Consider the following 16,736-nt stretch of genomic DNA (forward strand, 5'->3'; position numbering starts at 1 on the left):
TACCGCTTGTCGCTAAGGAGGTATCCTAAAAATGCCCATGTACCACCCGCGCTTAACTACCATTGACCCTGCCGAAACCAAACGCTATGCCGGGCTCACCAGTAAATCCGATTTTTCCGCAGCTTTGCTGGCAGAAGCCTGCACGCAAGGTCAACTTTTAGCTATGCCGAAAGGGGTCTGGCAGGTTTATGTCTATGATCAGGAAGAGCATACCATCCTGTCTCCCGAGCCGCTGGTACTGACTGCCGACAGTGTGATTAAACACTTGCATGGAGCCTCCCAGGTAGCCGTAATGGCGGTAACCATCGGTCTGCCGCTGGAGCAGGAAGTTTCTAATCTATTTTCGCAAAATCAATATACCTTAGCCCTGCTGTTAGATGCTGCCGGAACAACAGCAGTTGAAACAGCTTGCGATGCTGTCTGCACTATCATCGGTCAGCATGCCGGCCGCTCAGGCCTGACAGCCGGACGCCGCTTCAGTCCTGGCTATGGCAGTTGGTCTGTCGAAGTGCAGCCTGAAATATTAAAACTAGCGACAGGTGCCAGTATTGAGCTTAGTGTCACCGACACAAAAATGCTGGTACCGCGCAAATCGGTTACTGCCATTGTTGGTCTATATCCCTACCACCAGACAGTAAACTTATCCCATCAGCAAGAACTGGCCTGTGATAAATGCGGGCAAGCCGGTTGCCACGCACGAAAGGAGACTATTAGCAAATGATCGCAATTTTTGATGGTGCTATGGGTACCATGCTGCAGCAAGCAGGTTTGGAACCAGGCCAATGTCCGGAAATATGGAATATCGAAGCAGCAGCTAAGATAACGGCTATTCACCGCCAATATGTAGCAGCAGGCGCCACTATAATAGAAACAAATACCTTTGGCGCCAACCGTATCAAACTATCCCACTATGGCCTGGAGAACAAAGTCGCAGCAATAAATGCGGCCGGTGTAGCTGCCGCCCGTCAGGCAGCAGGCGCCCACGCTAAAATTGCCGGCTCTGTCGGTCCGACAGGCAAGTTTATTGCACCTTTGGGTGAACTTACTTTTGCTGACGCCTACGCGGTATATTATGAGCAGATTAGTGCTCTGGCTCAAGCCGGGGTTGACTACATAATTATTGAAACAATTATTGATATCCAGGAGATGCGGGCAGCGCTGCTGGCAGCCAAAGCCGTTAGCCCACAACCTGTGATTTGCCAACTCTCCTTTGATGCCGACGGCCGGACAGTAACCGGTACCGACCCGCGAACGGCTGCCATTACCTTAGAAGCTTTAGGTGCAAGCGTTATCGGCGCCAACTGCTCTTTGGGACCGGCACAGCTGTTGCCGGTGGTGGAAATATTGGCACAAGCCTGCTCTCTCCCCATCAGTGTACAGCCTAACGCCGGCATGCCTGAACTGGTCAACGGTCAAACGGTATTCCCGATGTCGGCAGAAGAAATGGCCGTCTGGGTACCTAAACTGGCTGCTGCCGGTGCCAGTTACATTGGCGGCTGCTGCGGCACTACCCCTGCGCACATACAGGCCATTCGCCAAACGGCTGATAAGCTGACAACCACGCCGGCCAAACAGAGTCAGACCTTCACCGCACTAACCAGCCGCACCCGTACGGTATACCTTGGCCCCCAGGTTTCACCGGTAATAATCGGTGAAAGAATTAATCCCACAGGCCGCAAAGCCCTGGCGGCTGAGATCAAGGCCGGTAGTTTTGTCACCGTAAAAAAAGAAGCACTGGCACAAATCAAGGCCGGTGCCGGTATTTTAGATGTCAATATGGGTGTACCCGGTATTGATCAGGTACTTGTCATGAAACAGGCTATCGAAGATTTATCGGCCTTGGTCGATGTGCCCCTGGCTATTGATACCACCGACCCGGCAGCGCTGGAAGCCGGACTAAAAGCTTATCCCGGCCGGGCGCTGATTAATTCCGTCAGCGCCGAGACCGAACGCTTAGATACCTTCCTGCCACTTGCCAAAAAATACGGCGCAGCTGTTTTATGTCTGCCGCTATCAGATATCGGTGTACCAAAAACCGCAGCCGAACGCATAAAAATAGCCAGGCAAATTATTCAGCAGGCGGAGGAGCATGGACTAAACCGCCAGGATCTGCTGCTGGATGCTTTGGTTATGACGGTGGCAACAGACTCCCAGGCTGCGGCTGAAACGCTGTTAACCCTGAAATTATATCGCGAACAACTCGGCTGCCCGGCAGTCATGGGACTCAGTAATGTCTCCTTCGGCCTGCCGCGGCGTGATGTAATGAATGCCGCCTTTTGCGCTATGGCGTTAGATGCCGGGCTTGATGCCCCCATTCTCAATCCTTTTGATCCGTTAATGCAAGACATCTGGTCGGCTGCGGTGGCTTTAGGGGGACGCAACCGCCAGGCGGTGGCCGAATACAGCAAAAAATATGTGAATATGCCCGCTCAGGCGCCGGAGTCTGCCACAACTGCCCCTGATATCTTAACGCAAATTCGCCAAACAGTAATCAATGGCGAAACAACAGGAGTAGCGCCGCTGATCCGCCAGGCCTTAGCCGAAAATCATAGCCCGCTTGCCATTACCGAGCAGGCACTGACAGCTGCAATGAACGAGGTCGGGCAAGCCTTCGGGCAGGGGCGTTGCTTCCTGCCGCAGGTACTCTTATCGGCTGAAACCATGCGCACGGCTTTTACCACGATTAAAGAGGTACTCCCCTCCCATACCACCCAAAGCCTGGGTACGGTAGTACTGGCCACAGTAAAAGGAGATATTCATGACCTGGGAAAAAATATTGTTGCCGCATTATTAGAGAACAATGGCTTTACAGTCATTGATTTAGGTAAAGATGTTACTGCCGAAACCATTGTTGATGCCGCCCGGAACCATCAGGCCCATATCGTCGGTTTATGCGCCCTGATGACCACCACCTTGCCGCAAGTCGATGCCACCATTACCGCGCTCAAGGCTGACGGCTTCCCCGGTCAAACCATAGTAGGCGGTGCTGTACTTACCGAAAGTTATGCCCGGCAGGCCGGAGCCGATGCTTACGCGGCCAACGGCGTAGCGGCGGTGAATATTGCTAAACAACTGCTTGGCTGTTAAGCCAAGCAGCCACCCCGGGCCTTTGGCTTTGCCCAATATCAGCAAATCCGGGAATACAAGAAGAACGGTTTTACTTTTGGCATTGCCCCAAAAGTAACAAAAAGTCTAGGCCTGAAGCCTCCAAAAGCTGAAAAGCCGGGTGGTATTCCTAAAATCCGTAAACTCGCTACGCTCAAACAGTACGGATTTTTTAACGGAATACCACCCGGCTTTTCTCCTGCGGAACGCTTTTTCCGGCAATGGCCGGAGGGTCACGGAAGCAACCGGGGCTGGCCGAACCTAAACAGTACTGAGGCACGGGCGGCCGTTAGGCATAAGCGGAGGTTAAGCGCCAGCGGCGCAGCGTTGGCTGACGGTCGCCCGTGCCAGGTCTTGTATATAATAAAAATACGGGAGTGAATATCGATGAAACATAACCGTTACCGGGGCGCACTCTTGGGCCTGGCAACCGGGGATGCCCTGGGAGTGACGCTTGAAGGCAAGCCTCCGGGCAGTTTTGCGCCGATAACCGGCCTGATCGGCGGCGGTACTTTTGCGCTCAAGCCCGGCTACTGGACTGATGATACCTCTATGGCCTTATGCCTGGCAGAAAGCTTGATCCACAGTCAGAAATTTGATCCGGCCGATCAAATGGAGCATTACCTGAGGTGGTACAAAGAAGGCTATCTAAGCAGTACAGGCAGCTGCTTTTCCATTGGCCAAACCGTACGCGCCGCCCTGGAAACTTACAGCCGTACCGGCCAGCCTTACACCGGCTCGGAAGACCCCCGTACCGCCGGCAATGGCTCCCTTATGCGCCTGGCGCCTGTCCCGCTGCGGTATGCAGCAAACCCGGCGCTGGCTATCGACCTGGCAGCAGACAGTTCCCGTACCACCCACGCCGCGCCTGAAGCCGTTGATGCTTGCCGCTATTTAGCCGCCCTGCTGATCGGCGCACTTCAGGATCAGGATAAGGCCACACTGCTTACCCGGCATTACTCACCCCTGCCGGAAGGCTGGATCAGGCCATTGTCGCCAAATATCGCCGCCATTGCCGCCGGCTCGTATAAATCCAAAAACCCGCCGGACATTCGCGGCACAGGTTATGTTGTTGATTGCCTGGAAGCAGCACTATGGGCTTTTTATCATAGCGACAGTTTTGCTGAGGGTGCTTTGCTTGCCGTAAACCTTGGTGATGACGCCGATACCACCGCTGCTGTCTACGGGCAATTAGCCGGAACCTATTACGGGGCAAACAGCATACCCGCTTCCTGGCTTGCCAAAGTATACCGGCGGGAATATATAGAAGAACTGGCCGATTCGTTATGCAAACTCTCCGCACAGTAAATAAACGAATAAATCCTGACACCCCTTTCCTGGTGTCAGGATTTATTTTGTCTTAATCAAGATACCTATAGGCGATTATCCTGGTGCCCTGTACCGGAACAAGTTTACCGGGGTAAATAAACATAAAATATGCTGCCTTTGCCAAGTTGGCTCTCAACCATGATTTTGCCGCCATGAAGCTCAACCAGTCGTTTGACTATCGCCAAACCAATGCCCGACCCGCCGCTCCGGCGGTCACGCGCGGCATTCACACGATAAAAATGATTAAAAATATGGGGAAGATGCTCAGCGGGAATTCCCTGGCCTGTATCCTGAATCGCTATCTGCCGCCAGCAGCTGCCTGCCTCTGCTGTCTCCCGCAGCTCAACCGTTATCTCACCGCCAGGAGGCGTGTAGCGAATAGCATTGGTAAGCAGGTTATATACAACCTGGTTCAGACGCTGAATATCAATATCTGCCATTACCGGTTGTGGCGCAATAACCTGAATGGCAATATCTTTTTCTTCAGCCAAAGGCTTTAGCATATTGACGGCTCTTGTCAGCAGCTGACACAAATCGGCCGGCTCCTTTTCCAGCGACAGCTGCCCGGCCTCGGCCAGCGATAATTCCCGTAAATCTTTAATCATCCGGTTAAGCTGTTTTGTCTCATCCAAAAGAGAGTGCAGCTGTCCACTGTCTCTGGCCACTACCCCGTCAATCATGCCTTCCAGATTTCCCTGAATGACGGTAAGCGGTGTTTTCAGCTCATGGGCGACATCTACCAGCAGCTGCCGGCGCAAACGGTTATTAACCGCCAACACTTCGGTCATATGGTTAAAAGCGTTGGCCAGCTGACCCACCTCATCCTTTGACTCTACCAGCACTTTTTGGCCAAAATGGCCTTCGGCAATTTGTGCCGCCGCCTGATTCAATTTTCGCAGGGGTACAGTTATGCTGCGCGCCAGGGCAAAACTGACACCTAAGCCAAATACTAAAATGGCTAATCCAACCCAGATCAGCGCCCGGTGTACCGAGGATAAATAGATCAATTCAGAGGCGCCCAGCAGCTGCCCGTGCATTGGCTGATGACCCGAAAATCCGTCAGTCATCCTGTCACTGCTGCCTAAAAGATAATTATGAAATAAATCTGTCATTTGCCATTCTGCCAGTGTGATCAAACTAACAACGGTAAACAATACCATCAAAAACATGAGTCCGGTAATCCGGTAAGTAATGCTATTCATATTCTCCTCCGAACTTGTACCCGATACCGTATACGGTTTGAATATACCGCGGTTCTTTAGGGTTGTCGCCAATCTTACGGCGCAGGTTTTTCACATGGGCATCAATGGTACGCTCAAAGCCCTCAAACGCATAGCCCTGCACTGCGTCAACAATTTGCAGCCGGGAAAATACCTGACCCGGTTTTTTAGCAAGCAGTTCCAATATCTTAAACTCTGTGGGAGTAAGTTCAACAACATTGCCATTAAATACAACCTGATGGCGCAAAGAATCAATTTCAAGCAAGCCGAAACGCAAAATATCGGCTTTATTTATTGCGCGTCCTACCCGCCGCAGAATGGCTTTGGCTCTGGCCACCACTTCCCGTGGGCTGAATGGCTTGGCAACATAATCATCAGCCCCCAGCTCCAGGCCAACCAAACGGTCACTCTCCTCATCCCGTGCTGTCAGCATAAGTATCGCTACCTCACTCTCCTGCCGCAGGCGCCGGCATACTTCCCAGCCGTCAAGTTCAGGCAGCATAAGATCCAGCACAACAATATCAGGAGCATGTTCTTTTACCGCAGTCAGCGCAGCCAAACCATCATAGGCAGTAAACACGGCAAAGCTTTCTTTTTCAAAATACGCTTTCAACAACCGGACAATTTTTTCATCATCATCAACAATAACTACAGAATACTGGGCCATGATTTCTCCCTCCGTCTGAAGCTTAGATGCGCAGCCTTCAGTCAACCAGCCACAAGTTTATCCCTCGCTATTACCACCATCAACGATACAAAAGCCTCCCTAACACAGGGAGGCTTTGTCTCAGCATAGCTATTCCGGGGCAACAACCTGCTGTGAGCCGCAGCAAGAACCAGTATCATCCGGCATGCCGCCCCTTTTATTATTCATCATCTCCGGCATAGTATTCATGTGCCGTGACATGGTTTCCACCATTCTGCTTTGAATAGTTGCAGCCTGGTCTGAGGAAATAACCTGGTCTTGCACCAATTGATCCAGCATCACCCGGTGCTGGCTATCCATGGGGGCAATACAGTCATTTGCAGTTGATGCAGCCATAGCTGCCGCACCAACCATCAGAATAATCAGGGCAGCCGCACCAATAATCAGATACATTTTTTTATTGCTCATAATATCGCCTCCTAGTTAAATTCTGGACTGTTTCCGTCTGTCTATATCATACCGCGACATTATGAATTTCTTATGAAGAATGAATTCGTATAAAACTTAGTTATTTACGGCTATTTTTCACCTGAATATTAATAGTAACATAATCGCCCTCAATATCCTGTTTAACCTTTATATCCATACCGCTTTTCTTCATCTGGCTGATTACACTGTTAATAGTATTAATAAAAATGCGGACATCTTTGATTATTTTAACCAGCGTCTGTTTTGGGGTGACTTCTTTATTATTCTTTTCCCGGGAAATATTATCTGTATAGGTTTCAATCAAGTCTTCTGTTGCCCGGACATTTAGACCATTTTCCCTGACCCCGTCAAGCACTTCCATTTGCACACGCGTATCTTCCAGTTTCAACAACGCACGCGCATGGCGCTCTGTCAAACTTTGTCCCACAACAGCTTGGCGCACTTCCGGCGCAAGTTTTAACAAACGGAGTTTATTGGCAATGGTTGATTGGTTTTTGCCTACCCGTCTGGCTAATTCCTCCTGAGTAAAATTAAAACTGGCAATCAGATGCTGATAGCCTTCAGCCTCCTCCAGGAAATGCAGATCTTCCCGCTGAAGATTCTCAATCATCGCTAATTCAGCCATTTCCTTGTCGTCCAGCTCGCGTACTATGACCGGAACTTCGTCAAGGCCAGCCAGTTTTGAGGCCCTAAGCCGCCGTTCACCGGCAATAAGTTCGAAGCGTTCTCCCTGGCGGCGGACTAACAGCGGCTGAATTACACCGAACTCCCGGATAGATGCGGACAATTCCTGCAGCGACTCGTCATGGAAAGTCTTACGCGGCTGAAAAGGATTGGGCACAATGATTTCCGGTGAAACCCGCTGCACTGATTGCAGCTCGCTGGCACTAACCTCTATCGCAGTATCAGAAGCATCATTAGCTGTATCACGCTGTTCACCGGCAACTGACGGAACCAATTCCGGGACAGCCTCGGCAACAACTTCGGGAACATTTGGCGAAGCATCTCCGATGCCAAATAACCTGGCCAAATTTCTCATGTTTCCACCACCTACAAAACAACATTAAGACATGTTGTACTTTTATCCTGATATATTCTACAAATAATGGAATTTTCCTTTAAATCACAAGGGCTTTTTTTCGGGTGTTCCAGCCTTGCGCGGATACGAGGGCGGTGTTGCGGCAACCTTTTTAATATAGATTACCGCACGTTTGTCAGCAAGCCCCGGCAGGCTGACAGGCCGGATGTCTGCCACTTTGCCGCCAAGAATAGTCAGCGCTTTGGCGGCTTCGTGCACTTCATCCTCATATTGGGCGCCTTTAAGCGCAATAAACCAGCCGCCCACCTTGACCATCGGCAGGCATAGCTCGCATAATACATTCAGTCTGGCAACCGCCCGTGATACGGCGATATCATAACTTTCACGGTGCTGTTTATTTTTCCCGGCTTCCTCCGCCCGGGCATGAACAAAAGCAACCCCTTGCAGACCTAGGTTACCGGCAACTTCCCGCAAAAAATTCAGCCGCTTATTGAGCGAATCCATCAGGATAAGCTCTAGCTCCGGCTGAAAAATTTTCAGTGGAATCCCGGGAAACCCGGCGCCGGTACCAACATCAACAATCCTGGCGGCAGCAGTAAAAATTTCCTCCCGGTAACAGGATAACGAATCAATCATATGTTTTACAGCCACTTCGTGAGGCTCAGTTATGGCTGTCAGATTCATTTTTTCATTCCATTCAAGCAACAGCCGGTAATAGGTATCCATTGCCGCTATTTGCCCGTTTGTCAGTTGTAGTCCATATTCAGCAGCAGCATTAGCCACCAGCTCCTGAAAACTCCCCATAACCGTCTCCTTTCTATGCCTGACGACTTCGCCGCTGCTCTAAATACACCATTAATATGGCGATGTCTGCCGGTGAAACACCGGAAATGCGGGCTGCCTGGCCAACCGACAGAGGCCGGATTTTGTTGAGCTTTTGCCGGGCTTCCAGCGACAAGCCGCTGATTTGGCTATAGTCGATATCCTCAGGCAAATGCTTGACCTCAAGCTTAGCTGACCGCTCCACCTGTTCTACCTGCTTTTGAATATAGCCTTCATACTTAACCGCAATTTCCACCTGTTCACGTACCAGTGACGGTATTTCCGGTAAATCAAACTGCGCCCGTATGGCTTCATACGTTACTTCTGTGCGCCGGAGTAAATCATACAAGGTAATCCCTGTCCTAAGCTCTGCTGTGCCAAGGGCTGTCATTTTAGCCTGGGTTTCGGGAATAGGGGTAATTTGCCTGCTTTTTAAGAGTTCCAGAGTAGTGTCAATGGCCTCGCGCTTGGCCGCAAACCGTTCATACCGCTCCTGGGTAACCAGCCCAAGGGCCCGCCCTTTTTCCGTCAGCCGGAGGTCGGCGTTGTCCTGCCGCAGGATCAGACGGTATTCCGCACGGGAAGTCATCATTCTGTAAGGTTCACTTGTTCCCTTTGTCACCAGATCGTCAATCAGCACACCAATATAAGCCTCAGACCGGGACAAAATAAAAGGCGGCTTGCCTTGTACCAGCAAAGCGGCATTAATACCGGCCATCAGCCCCTGAGCGGCAGCTTCTTCATACCCGGAAGTACCATTGGCCTGTCCGGCTGAAAATAAACCGCCGACCTTTTTGGTTTCCAGGGTTGGCTTAAGCTCTGTCGGGTCAACACAATCATATTCGATCGCATAGCCTGGACGCATAATTTCCGCCTGCTCCAGACCGGGGATGGTTCGTAAAAAAGCCAGCTGCACATCTACAGGCAGGCTTGACGACATACCCTGGACATACATTTCCGTAGTACTGGCGCCTTCCGGCTCAATAAATGTCTGATGAGCCAATTTCTCGGCAAACCGTACTACCTTATCCTCAATCGAAGGACAATAGCGCGGTCCGGTACCCTCGATCATGCCGGTATACATCGGGGCACGATGCAGGTTGGCCCTGATAATCTCATGGGTTCGTTCATTGGTATATGTCAGCCAGCAGGGAATTTGCTCCCGGTCAGCAATATCGCTCATAAACGAGAAATTATGGACCACACTGTCACCAGGCTGAATGGTCATTTTACCGGTATCAACCGTCCGGGCATCCACCCGTGCCGGTGTGCCGGTCTTAAACCGCATCAGTGTAATACCTAATGCTTTAAGCACTTCAGACAGTTTTTCCGCAGTCCGCTGTCCGGCCGGCCCGCCAGGGTAAGTAGTTTCACCAAGGATGACCTTACCCCGCAGATAGGTGCCGGTAGCAATCACAACACATTTGGCATTGTAGATTTCCCCCAGCTCGGTAACAACACCGCTAATCCGGCCATTTTCCACAAGTATATTGTCAATCAACGCCTGTTTGACATCCAGCTTGGGCTGACTTTCCAGAGTATGCTTCATACCCGACTGATACAGGCGTTTGTCAGCCTGCGCCCGTAAGGCATGTACCGCCGGTCCCTTCCCGGTATTAAGCATCCGCATCTGGATGCAGGTCTTATCGGTATTAATCCCCATTTCACCGCCCAGCGCGTCCACTTCCCGCACCAAATGGCCTTTGGCCGGTCCGCCTATCGACGGATTGCATGGCAGCATAGCGATATTATCCATATTCAGAGTGGTAACCAGTGTCCGGCAGCCCAGCCGCGCTGCTGCCAGCGCCGCCTCACACCCGGCATGTCCGGCACCGATAACCACCACATCATAACTTCCTGCTTGAAACAACATTGTCACCTCTTCTTACTTACCGATACAAAACTGTGTAAATATCTGATCAATTATATCTTCACCCACGGTGTCGCCGGTAACCGCACCCAGCTTTTCCCAAGCCTCACGCAGATCAACAACAATACAGTCGGACGGCATGCCGGCCTCAATCGTGGCTTCAGCATCGTTAAGCCGCTCCAGCGCCGCCCGGAGCGCGGCACTATGACGGACATTATTAACAAAAGCTGCCTCACCCGGGCTGACTTGACCACCATACACCATATCGACAATCGCCTGCTCCAGTGCAGCCAGCCCCTCTTCCCTGGCAACCGAGATCTTTAGTACCAGCCGGCCACCGGTATATTTCTCAACTTCTTCGGTCTCCAGCCGGGCTGGCAAATCACTTTTGTTAATCAGCACAATAGCTTGTTTGCCTGGCAAAAGCTCCAGAACGGCCCGGTCCTCCGGCGACAGCGGTGCTGATGAATCCAATAATAACAAAATCAAATCTGCCTGTTCCACCAAAGCTTTGGCCCGCTCTACCCCGATTTTCTCCACTACATCGGCCGTATCGCGAATACCTGCCGTATCAATGATTTTAAGCGGTATACCACCAATATTGACATATTCTTCAATAATATCCCGGGTAGTACCGGGAATGTCGGTTACAATGGCCCGCTTCTCCCGCAGCAGGGCATTTAACAGACTGGATTTACCGACATTGGGTTTGCCGATAATAACGGTTGCCAGGCCCTCGCGTAAAATTCGCCCCGTCTGGGCGGTAGCCAACAGTGTGGTAAGCCGGCTCTTAGCTTCAGCAATTAATTGGGCAACATCAGCGGCTGCCGCCTCTTCAATATCCTCTTCCGGAAAATCAATGGCCGCCTCCAGCTGGGCAATCATTCGCAAAACAGCATGGCGCAAAGCTCTTACTTGTTCGGATAATTGACCTGACAAATTGCCCACAGCCACTTTCAGCGACGCATCGGTTTTTGACCTGATAATATCAATGACTGCTTCGGCCTGCGCCAAATCCAGCCTGCCGTTTAAAAAAGCCCGTTTGGTAAATTCCCCCGGCTCCGCCAGTCTCGCCCCCTGGACAAGTGTCAAATCTAAGATACGCTTTAACGGAACCGGCCCGCCGTGACAGTGAATCTCCACAACATCCTCACAAGTATATGACCTGGGAGCACGCATACTCAGCAAAATAGCTTCATCTACCGTCTCACCACTCGCGGGATCAATAATATGCCCATACATAACCTGATGGGACAAAAGACTGTCAACCGTTTTACCTGATTTACTGATAAACAGTTTGCCGGCAATAGCCATGGCTTTACTGCCGCTTATCCGGATAATGCCAATACCGCCTTCGCCGATTGCTGTAGCGATAGCGCTAATAGTATCATCGCCTGTCAGCATGCTCAAGTACTTTCACTCCTTATATCTACTACGTCCCATATCCGCTGTATTAATACTGCAAAAATATATTGTTCCCCACTCTTTCCCAATTTCCTGCAAAATATGATTAATCTATATAGTATTCTCCGGCTAAATTGAATAATACCTGTAAAAAATTATTATTAATTATAAATTATTAGCAGGTAAAGTAAGCAAAGTATAGAAATATTTACTATTCCGATTTATCTACACACTATAGCAGGTACAAATGTGACATAAGATATAAGAAAGAAGGGACGGCAATGTCTGATAAAAAGGGAATTTTACTGGAAACCGGTACTAATGAATTTGAGATAGTAGAGTTTTCAATTGGCCCTGTCAGTTATGGCATTAATGTGGCCAAAGTAAGGGAAGTTATAAACCCGGTTCCTGTCACAAAAATGCCCAATATTCATCCATGGGTTGACGGCATATTTACTTTGCGCGGCCGGGTTATGCCGCTTGTTAATCTCCCCCGCTGCCTTGGCAATCAATCAACAACCACTTCCCCCAAAGTTATTGTCAGTGAACTTAATAACTACTATGTAGCTTTTCTGGTGGATGAAGTATCACGCATTCATCGTATTTCCTGGACAGCCATGGAACCGCCTCCCCATATTGCAAACTCCGATATGGTTGTCGGCATTATTAAGATGGCGGAAAAAATGGTTGTATTGCTGGATTTCGAAAAAATAGTGGCCGACATAAACCCGGAAATGAATGAAAAGTTCAGCCAAATAGATTCCACCTCTTCCACCATACTTGATAACCGTAAAAATAAAACCATCCTGGTTGCCGAAGATTCCAAAATGCTGCGTGATCTGCTATTAAGTACACTGCATACTGCCGGTTATGCCAAGATAATTTCAACAGAAAATGGGCAGGAAGCCTGGAACAAAATTGAGCAGCTTGTTAAAAGTGGCGAACCGATCGAAAATAATATCCAATTGGTAATAACAGATATTGAGATGCCGCAAATGGATGGTCATCATCTCACAAAACGCATCAAAGAAAATGAGAAATGCAAGCATTTGCCGGTAGTTATCTTTTCTTCGCTTATTAACGAAGAAATGCGCCTAAAAGGCGAATCCATCGGCGCTAACGGACAAGTATCCAAGCCTGAAATCAATCAATTAATAGAACTTGTCGACAGGTTCATTTTATAGTGAGTAAAATTAAGTGGCTGCTCATTAACCGGAGTGGCCATTTTCCCTGTTATTCTTCAAATACTGTAAGCAGTACACAATATTGGTGAAAGCGAGGTGCCTGTATTGGACTGTAAACCCAACTACTACAGTGTTATTTTGAAAAACTGCTCCCGCCGGGAAAGCCTGGGGCAGCGTTTAGACAAGATTCTACTCCGCGGACGATTGGCAATAAAACTGGCTCTGGATAATATGCCGTCTGTTATTATCTATAAGGGCAACACCAACAAAATTCTGCCAATACTTAACGCGTTTAAAGCTGAATTTGCCGCAATAACTGTTCTGCCGGAAAATATGCCGCCGGTTTTACCCCTTTATAGGCTATACCGTAATTTTGACAAGTTAAGTCTTGATTTACAAGCGCTGCTTGCCAATGTCCCTCATAACCTTTGGCTGGGAGAAGCTATTTATCATATTTCTCCGGCCAGTTTTGCCGGAGAAAACGGAGCCTTAGTCATCACCAGCCATGCCTTGTATTTTATTGACAAGCCTGCCGGTGATCAGAGTTCCCGTTGGCTAATCATTCCCTATGACCAAATCAGCAGCCTTTCCCCTGCGGCAACATCACCGGAAACAAACCTGATGATCAGCTATCAGGATGCCGCCGGTTGCCAAAATACGATGTTCATTATTCCGAAAGAAGGGCTAAACGCAGTCACAACTGCCATAAACCAGGCAAAAACAGCCGGTCACTATCTGGTTAAACTAAAAACAGCCTGCACAGTCTGTGATTATGTGTCGGAAAGCAATACCGACAACGCCTCCACTGAAGAATACTGCCATTGCGGCGGACAATACCAGCGCACACTGATTACCTATTGAAAAAACAGCAAAACCGTTAATACGCTGCTACCACCGCCGAGGCGTGGCTAGCCGTTATGCATAAGCGGCGGTTAAGCACCAGCAGCGTTTAAAACATATACATGCTGTCAGGACAAATAAAAACCGGGGAATATCCCCGGTTTTTTTATTATCCGCTGACTCAGCTTCAGCAAGGATGAAAACCCCACCTGAAGCTAAATCTACTTTATCTGCCGTTGTTTTTTAAGGCAATTACAACCTTGCGGTAAGGCTCGTCGCCTTCACTATAGGTAACAATTCTGTTATCATTCTGAAGTGCCATGTGAATAATCTTGCGTTCCTGCGGGCTCATAGGCTCAAGCACCACGCGCTCTCCCCGACGCTTAACCTTATCGGCTAACCGTGTAGCCAGACGGGACAGCGTTTCGGCGCGACGTTTACGGTAATCTTCCACATCAAGGATAATCCGGGTGCGTTCGTCAGCCTCCCGATTAGCGGCAAGATTAGTCAAATACTGCAGGGCATCCAGTGTTTGTCCATGTTTACCAATAAGCACACCCAAATCTTCACCGCGTAAATTGATAACCACATGATCACCCTGGTTCATCTTTTCCATACTTACGGTAACATTCATGGCTTTAAATACATTGTTTAAGAACTGTTTGGCTTCTTCCACCGAATCAATAGCCCGGACAGTCACTCTTACTTTAGCAAGCTTAGAACCGATAAACCCGAACAGCCCTTTGCTAGGAACTTCCAATACTTCATAATCAATCCGGTCACGACTTACATTAAGCTCTGCCAATGCAAGTTCAATTGCCTCGTCAATTGTCTTTCCGGTCTTTTCCGTAACAGTAAGCTTACCAGCCATCAATTAGCGTACCTCCTCCTGAACGACAGACGGATTATTACGATACATAAACCACTGCTGAAAAATCTGGAATATATTGCTGACTACCCAATATAGTACTAAACCACCCGGGAAAGTTATGCTAATATACCCGATAAACAGCGGCATAAAAATCATCATCATCTTGGTTTGCTGATTCATTTCGGTAGTTGTTTGCTTTTGCTGGATATAAGTAGTAACAGCCGACAAAACCGGCAGTATATATGTAGGATCAGGCTGAGCCAAATCTGTCATCCATAAAAAACTTGGCGGCAATTGAGCATACTGGTAATCACGGATGGCAAAGAATATGGCAATTAAAAACGGCATTTGCACCAGCAGCGGCAAACAGCCTGCCAGCGGGTTTACGCCTGCCTCTTTATAAAGAGCAGCCAGTTCTTTATTGAGCTTTTCCGGATTGCCTTTGTATTTATCCTGCAGCGCCTTCATTTTAGGCTGAATTTCCTGCATTGCTTTCATTGACCTTACTTGCTTTACAGTTAGCGGATACAGCACTAATTTAATCGCGATAGTTAACAAAATTATCGCAATACCATAGTTGGCAAACCCCATGCTAATTGTTAAATTGTAGAAGAAAGTCAATGCAGTTTGCATAATGTTGCTTAAAAAATCCAAAAAAGTTTCCCTCCTGCAAGCAATAGGATATGTATTTTAAACAGGGTCATATCCGCCGGGGTGAAACGGATGACAGCGCAAGATACGCCGCACAGCCATCACTAAGCCGCGGGCAACCCCATACTTTTCGATAGCCAGTAACGCATATTCGGAACAGGTAGGCACAAACCGGCAGCTTGGCGGCTTTAATGGTGAAATAAAGCCCCGGTAAAACTTAATCAAACCGATAACTAATAAAGTTACTAGTTTTTTCATAGTTTTTCTGCCAATATTTTTGCTTTGGCACTAAGCTCCAATACAGCCTTCGTTGTTTGAGCCAATCCGGCTCCAACCAATGGCTTACGGCCAACAAGCACCAGGTCAACACCGGTGATAAATTTATCCTGGTGCAGCCGATAGGCTTCCCGTAACAGACGTTTCAGGCGATTGCGCACAACAGCCGACCCTAAACGTTTTCCTGCCGCAAAACCAACCTGCCGTTTAGCAGAACGATTAGGCAAGACATATACTACCAATTGTTTATTGGCATATGACTTACCTGATCGATATACTGCCTGAAAGCTCTTATTCTTACAAAGTCTGCCCCATTTAGGCAGAGTAAACCTTTTGACCATGTTCAATCATCCGGTTTCTTAATTATTTTTCGCCACTGCTTACAAAACATATAAATATAAGTAAGTTTCATAATCAGTTTTAATTAATGGAAAAAATAGGCCACTAAAGCGGCCTACTGACTATGCTCTATGCGGACAATTTTTTTCTGCCTTTGGCACGTCTTCTTTTCAATACAGTTTGGCCACCGGCTGTCGACATACGCTCACGGAAACCATGAGTTCTTTTCTTCCAAAGCGTATTAGGTTGATAAGTACGTTTCACTCTAAACACCTCCTTATATAAAAGGGAGAAACCCACTAAAATCTACAAAATTTCACTAGTATAGATTATAGACCAGCGTAAGGCTCTATGTCAAGAATATTGATGCCGACAAATTCGGATATCTGTGGATAAATTATCCCTTTTTTAGTCATGACCGAAAATATCTTGTTGATAACTGGCAGATGATTTGTTAATATAGTTATGCACAGTTATCAACAATTTTGGTGGAAATGTCCCTTATTATCCACATTTATCAACTTATCCCCAGAAAAACATAGTTATTCACAGGTTTATCCACAAGATTAAATAACTTGCTAATACACGCTTGCGGACTTGTTATGTACCGCCGTTGTATTTTTTTTTCGCCCTAAATACTTTTTTTACAAA

General features: G+C 48.4%; 17 protein-coding genes. 5 read left to right on the top strand and 12 right to left on the bottom strand.

All coding sequences use genetic code 11. The features are described 5' to 3' along the window. The first annotated feature begins 31 nt into the window (after positions 1 to 31). From SPSPH_RS22980 to SPSPH_RS22990, 3 genes are all read left to right on the top strand, one after another. Positions 32 to 721 (top strand): hypothetical protein, encoded by a 690-nt coding sequence (locus SPSPH_RS22980; protein ID WP_075756489.1) that lies wholly within the window; start codon positions 32 to 34, stop codon positions 719 to 721. After that, positions 718 to 3,087 (top strand): homocysteine S-methyltransferase family protein, encoded by a 2,370-nt coding sequence (locus SPSPH_RS22985; RefSeq protein ID WP_075756490.1) that lies wholly within the window; start codon positions 718 to 720, stop codon positions 3,085 to 3,087. The genes SPSPH_RS22980 and SPSPH_RS22985 overlap by 4 nt, the downstream gene beginning before the upstream one ends. 405 nt (positions 3,088 to 3,492) lie before the next feature. Further along, the gene (locus SPSPH_RS22990) at positions 3,493 to 4,413 is read left to right on the top strand and encodes an ADP-ribosylglycohydrolase family protein (RefSeq protein WP_075756491.1); all 921 of its coding nucleotides are present in this window, start codon (positions 3,493 to 3,495) and stop codon (positions 4,411 to 4,413) included. Positions 4,414 to 4,517: 104 nt separating this feature from the next. Here the strand turns inward: SPSPH_RS22990 and SPSPH_RS22995 are convergent, their stop codons facing one another. The 7 genes from SPSPH_RS22995 to mnmE all read right to left on the bottom strand — a co-directional run bounded on the left by SPSPH_RS22995 (position 4,518) and on the right by mnmE (position 11,924). Beyond that, positions 4,518 to 5,636 (bottom strand): sensor histidine kinase, encoded by a 1,119-nt coding sequence (locus tag SPSPH_RS22995; RefSeq protein ID WP_075756492.1) that lies wholly within the window; start codon positions 5,634 to 5,636, stop codon positions 4,518 to 4,520. Then, on the bottom strand, positions 5,629 to 6,321 hold the full coding sequence (locus SPSPH_RS23000; protein ID WP_075756493.1) for a response regulator transcription factor: 693 nt from the start codon (positions 6,319 to 6,321) through the stop codon (positions 5,629 to 5,631). The genes SPSPH_RS22995 and SPSPH_RS23000 overlap by 8 nt, the downstream gene beginning before the upstream one ends. Before the next feature lie 129 nt (positions 6,322 to 6,450). Further along, positions 6,451 to 6,768: a hypothetical protein gene (locus SPSPH_RS23005; RefSeq protein WP_075756494.1), complete on the bottom strand. Its 318-nt coding sequence runs from the start codon at positions 6,766 to 6,768 to the stop codon at positions 6,451 to 6,453. 100 nt (positions 6,769 to 6,868) lie between these two features. Then, positions 6,869 to 7,828, bottom strand: coding sequence for a nucleoid occlusion protein (noc, locus tag SPSPH_RS23010; RefSeq protein ID WP_083945594.1), 960 nt, complete (start codon positions 7,826 to 7,828; stop codon positions 6,869 to 6,871). A gap of 84 nt (positions 7,829 to 7,912) precedes the next feature. Then, on the bottom strand, positions 7,913 to 8,632 hold the full coding sequence (gene rsmG / locus SPSPH_RS23015) for a 16S rRNA (guanine(527)-N(7))-methyltransferase RsmG (protein ID WP_075756495.1): 720 nt from the start codon (positions 8,630 to 8,632) through the stop codon (positions 7,913 to 7,915). Between the two features lie 13 nt (positions 8,633 to 8,645). Then, the gene (mnmG, locus tag SPSPH_RS23020) at positions 8,646 to 10,520 is read right to left on the bottom strand and encodes a tRNA uridine-5-carboxymethylaminomethyl(34) synthesis enzyme MnmG (protein WP_075756566.1); all 1,875 of its coding nucleotides are present in this window, start codon (positions 10,518 to 10,520) and stop codon (positions 8,646 to 8,648) included. 15 nt (positions 10,521 to 10,535) lie between these two features. After that, positions 10,536 to 11,924: a tRNA uridine-5-carboxymethylaminomethyl(34) synthesis GTPase MnmE gene (mnmE, locus tag SPSPH_RS23025; protein WP_075756567.1), complete on the bottom strand. Its 1,389-nt coding sequence runs from the start codon at positions 11,922 to 11,924 to the stop codon at positions 10,536 to 10,538. 281 nt (positions 11,925 to 12,205) lie between these two features. Between mnmE and SPSPH_RS23030 the strand changes: the two genes are divergently transcribed. Together SPSPH_RS23030 and SPSPH_RS23035 are read left to right on the top strand one after the other, a co-directional pair. Beyond that, positions 12,206 to 13,108, top strand: coding sequence for a chemotaxis protein (locus SPSPH_RS23030; protein ID WP_075756496.1), 903 nt, complete (start codon positions 12,206 to 12,208; stop codon positions 13,106 to 13,108). 105 nt (positions 13,109 to 13,213) lie between these two features. Then, positions 13,214 to 13,969 (top strand): hypothetical protein, encoded by a 756-nt coding sequence (locus SPSPH_RS23035; RefSeq protein WP_143559001.1) that lies wholly within the window; start codon positions 13,214 to 13,216, stop codon positions 13,967 to 13,969. Positions 13,970 to 14,174: 205 nt separating this feature from the next. On the opposite strand, the gene jag is transcribed toward SPSPH_RS23035, so the two are convergent. The 5 genes from jag to rpmH all read right to left on the bottom strand — a co-directional run bounded on the left by jag (position 14,175) and on the right by rpmH (position 16,349). Next, positions 14,175 to 14,819 carry an RNA-binding cell elongation regulator Jag/EloR gene (jag, locus tag SPSPH_RS23040; RefSeq protein WP_075756568.1) on the bottom strand — a complete coding sequence of 215 codons (645 nt, stop codon included), beginning with the start codon at positions 14,817 to 14,819 and terminating at the stop codon, positions 14,175 to 14,177. Between the two features lie 3 nt (positions 14,820 to 14,822). Continuing rightward, complete coding sequence (locus tag SPSPH_RS23045) at positions 14,823 to 15,452, bottom strand: YidC/Oxa1 family membrane protein insertase (protein WP_083945602.1); 630 nt, start codon at positions 15,450 to 15,452, stop codon at positions 14,823 to 14,825. 57 nt (positions 15,453 to 15,509) lie between these two features. Next, on the bottom strand, positions 15,510 to 15,728 hold the full coding sequence (yidD, locus tag SPSPH_RS23050; protein WP_075756499.1) for a membrane protein insertion efficiency factor YidD: 219 nt from the start codon (positions 15,726 to 15,728) through the stop codon (positions 15,510 to 15,512). Beyond that, complete coding sequence (gene rnpA, locus SPSPH_RS23055; RefSeq protein WP_075756500.1) at positions 15,725 to 16,087, bottom strand: ribonuclease P protein component; 363 nt, start codon at positions 16,085 to 16,087, stop codon at positions 15,725 to 15,727. Before rnpA ends, yidD begins: the two co-directional genes overlap by 4 nt. 127 nt (positions 16,088 to 16,214) lie before the next feature. Continuing rightward, positions 16,215 to 16,349, bottom strand: a complete 135-nt coding sequence (gene rpmH, locus SPSPH_RS23060; protein ID WP_075756501.1) for a 50S ribosomal protein L34 — start codon at positions 16,347 to 16,349, stop codon at positions 16,215 to 16,217. Between the last annotated feature and the right edge of the window lie 387 nt (positions 16,350 to 16,736).

It is taken from the genome of Sporomusa sphaeroides DSM 2875, assembly GCF_001941975.2.
Classification (GTDB): domain Bacteria; phylum Bacillota; class Negativicutes; order Sporomusales; family Sporomusaceae; genus Sporomusa; species Sporomusa sphaeroides.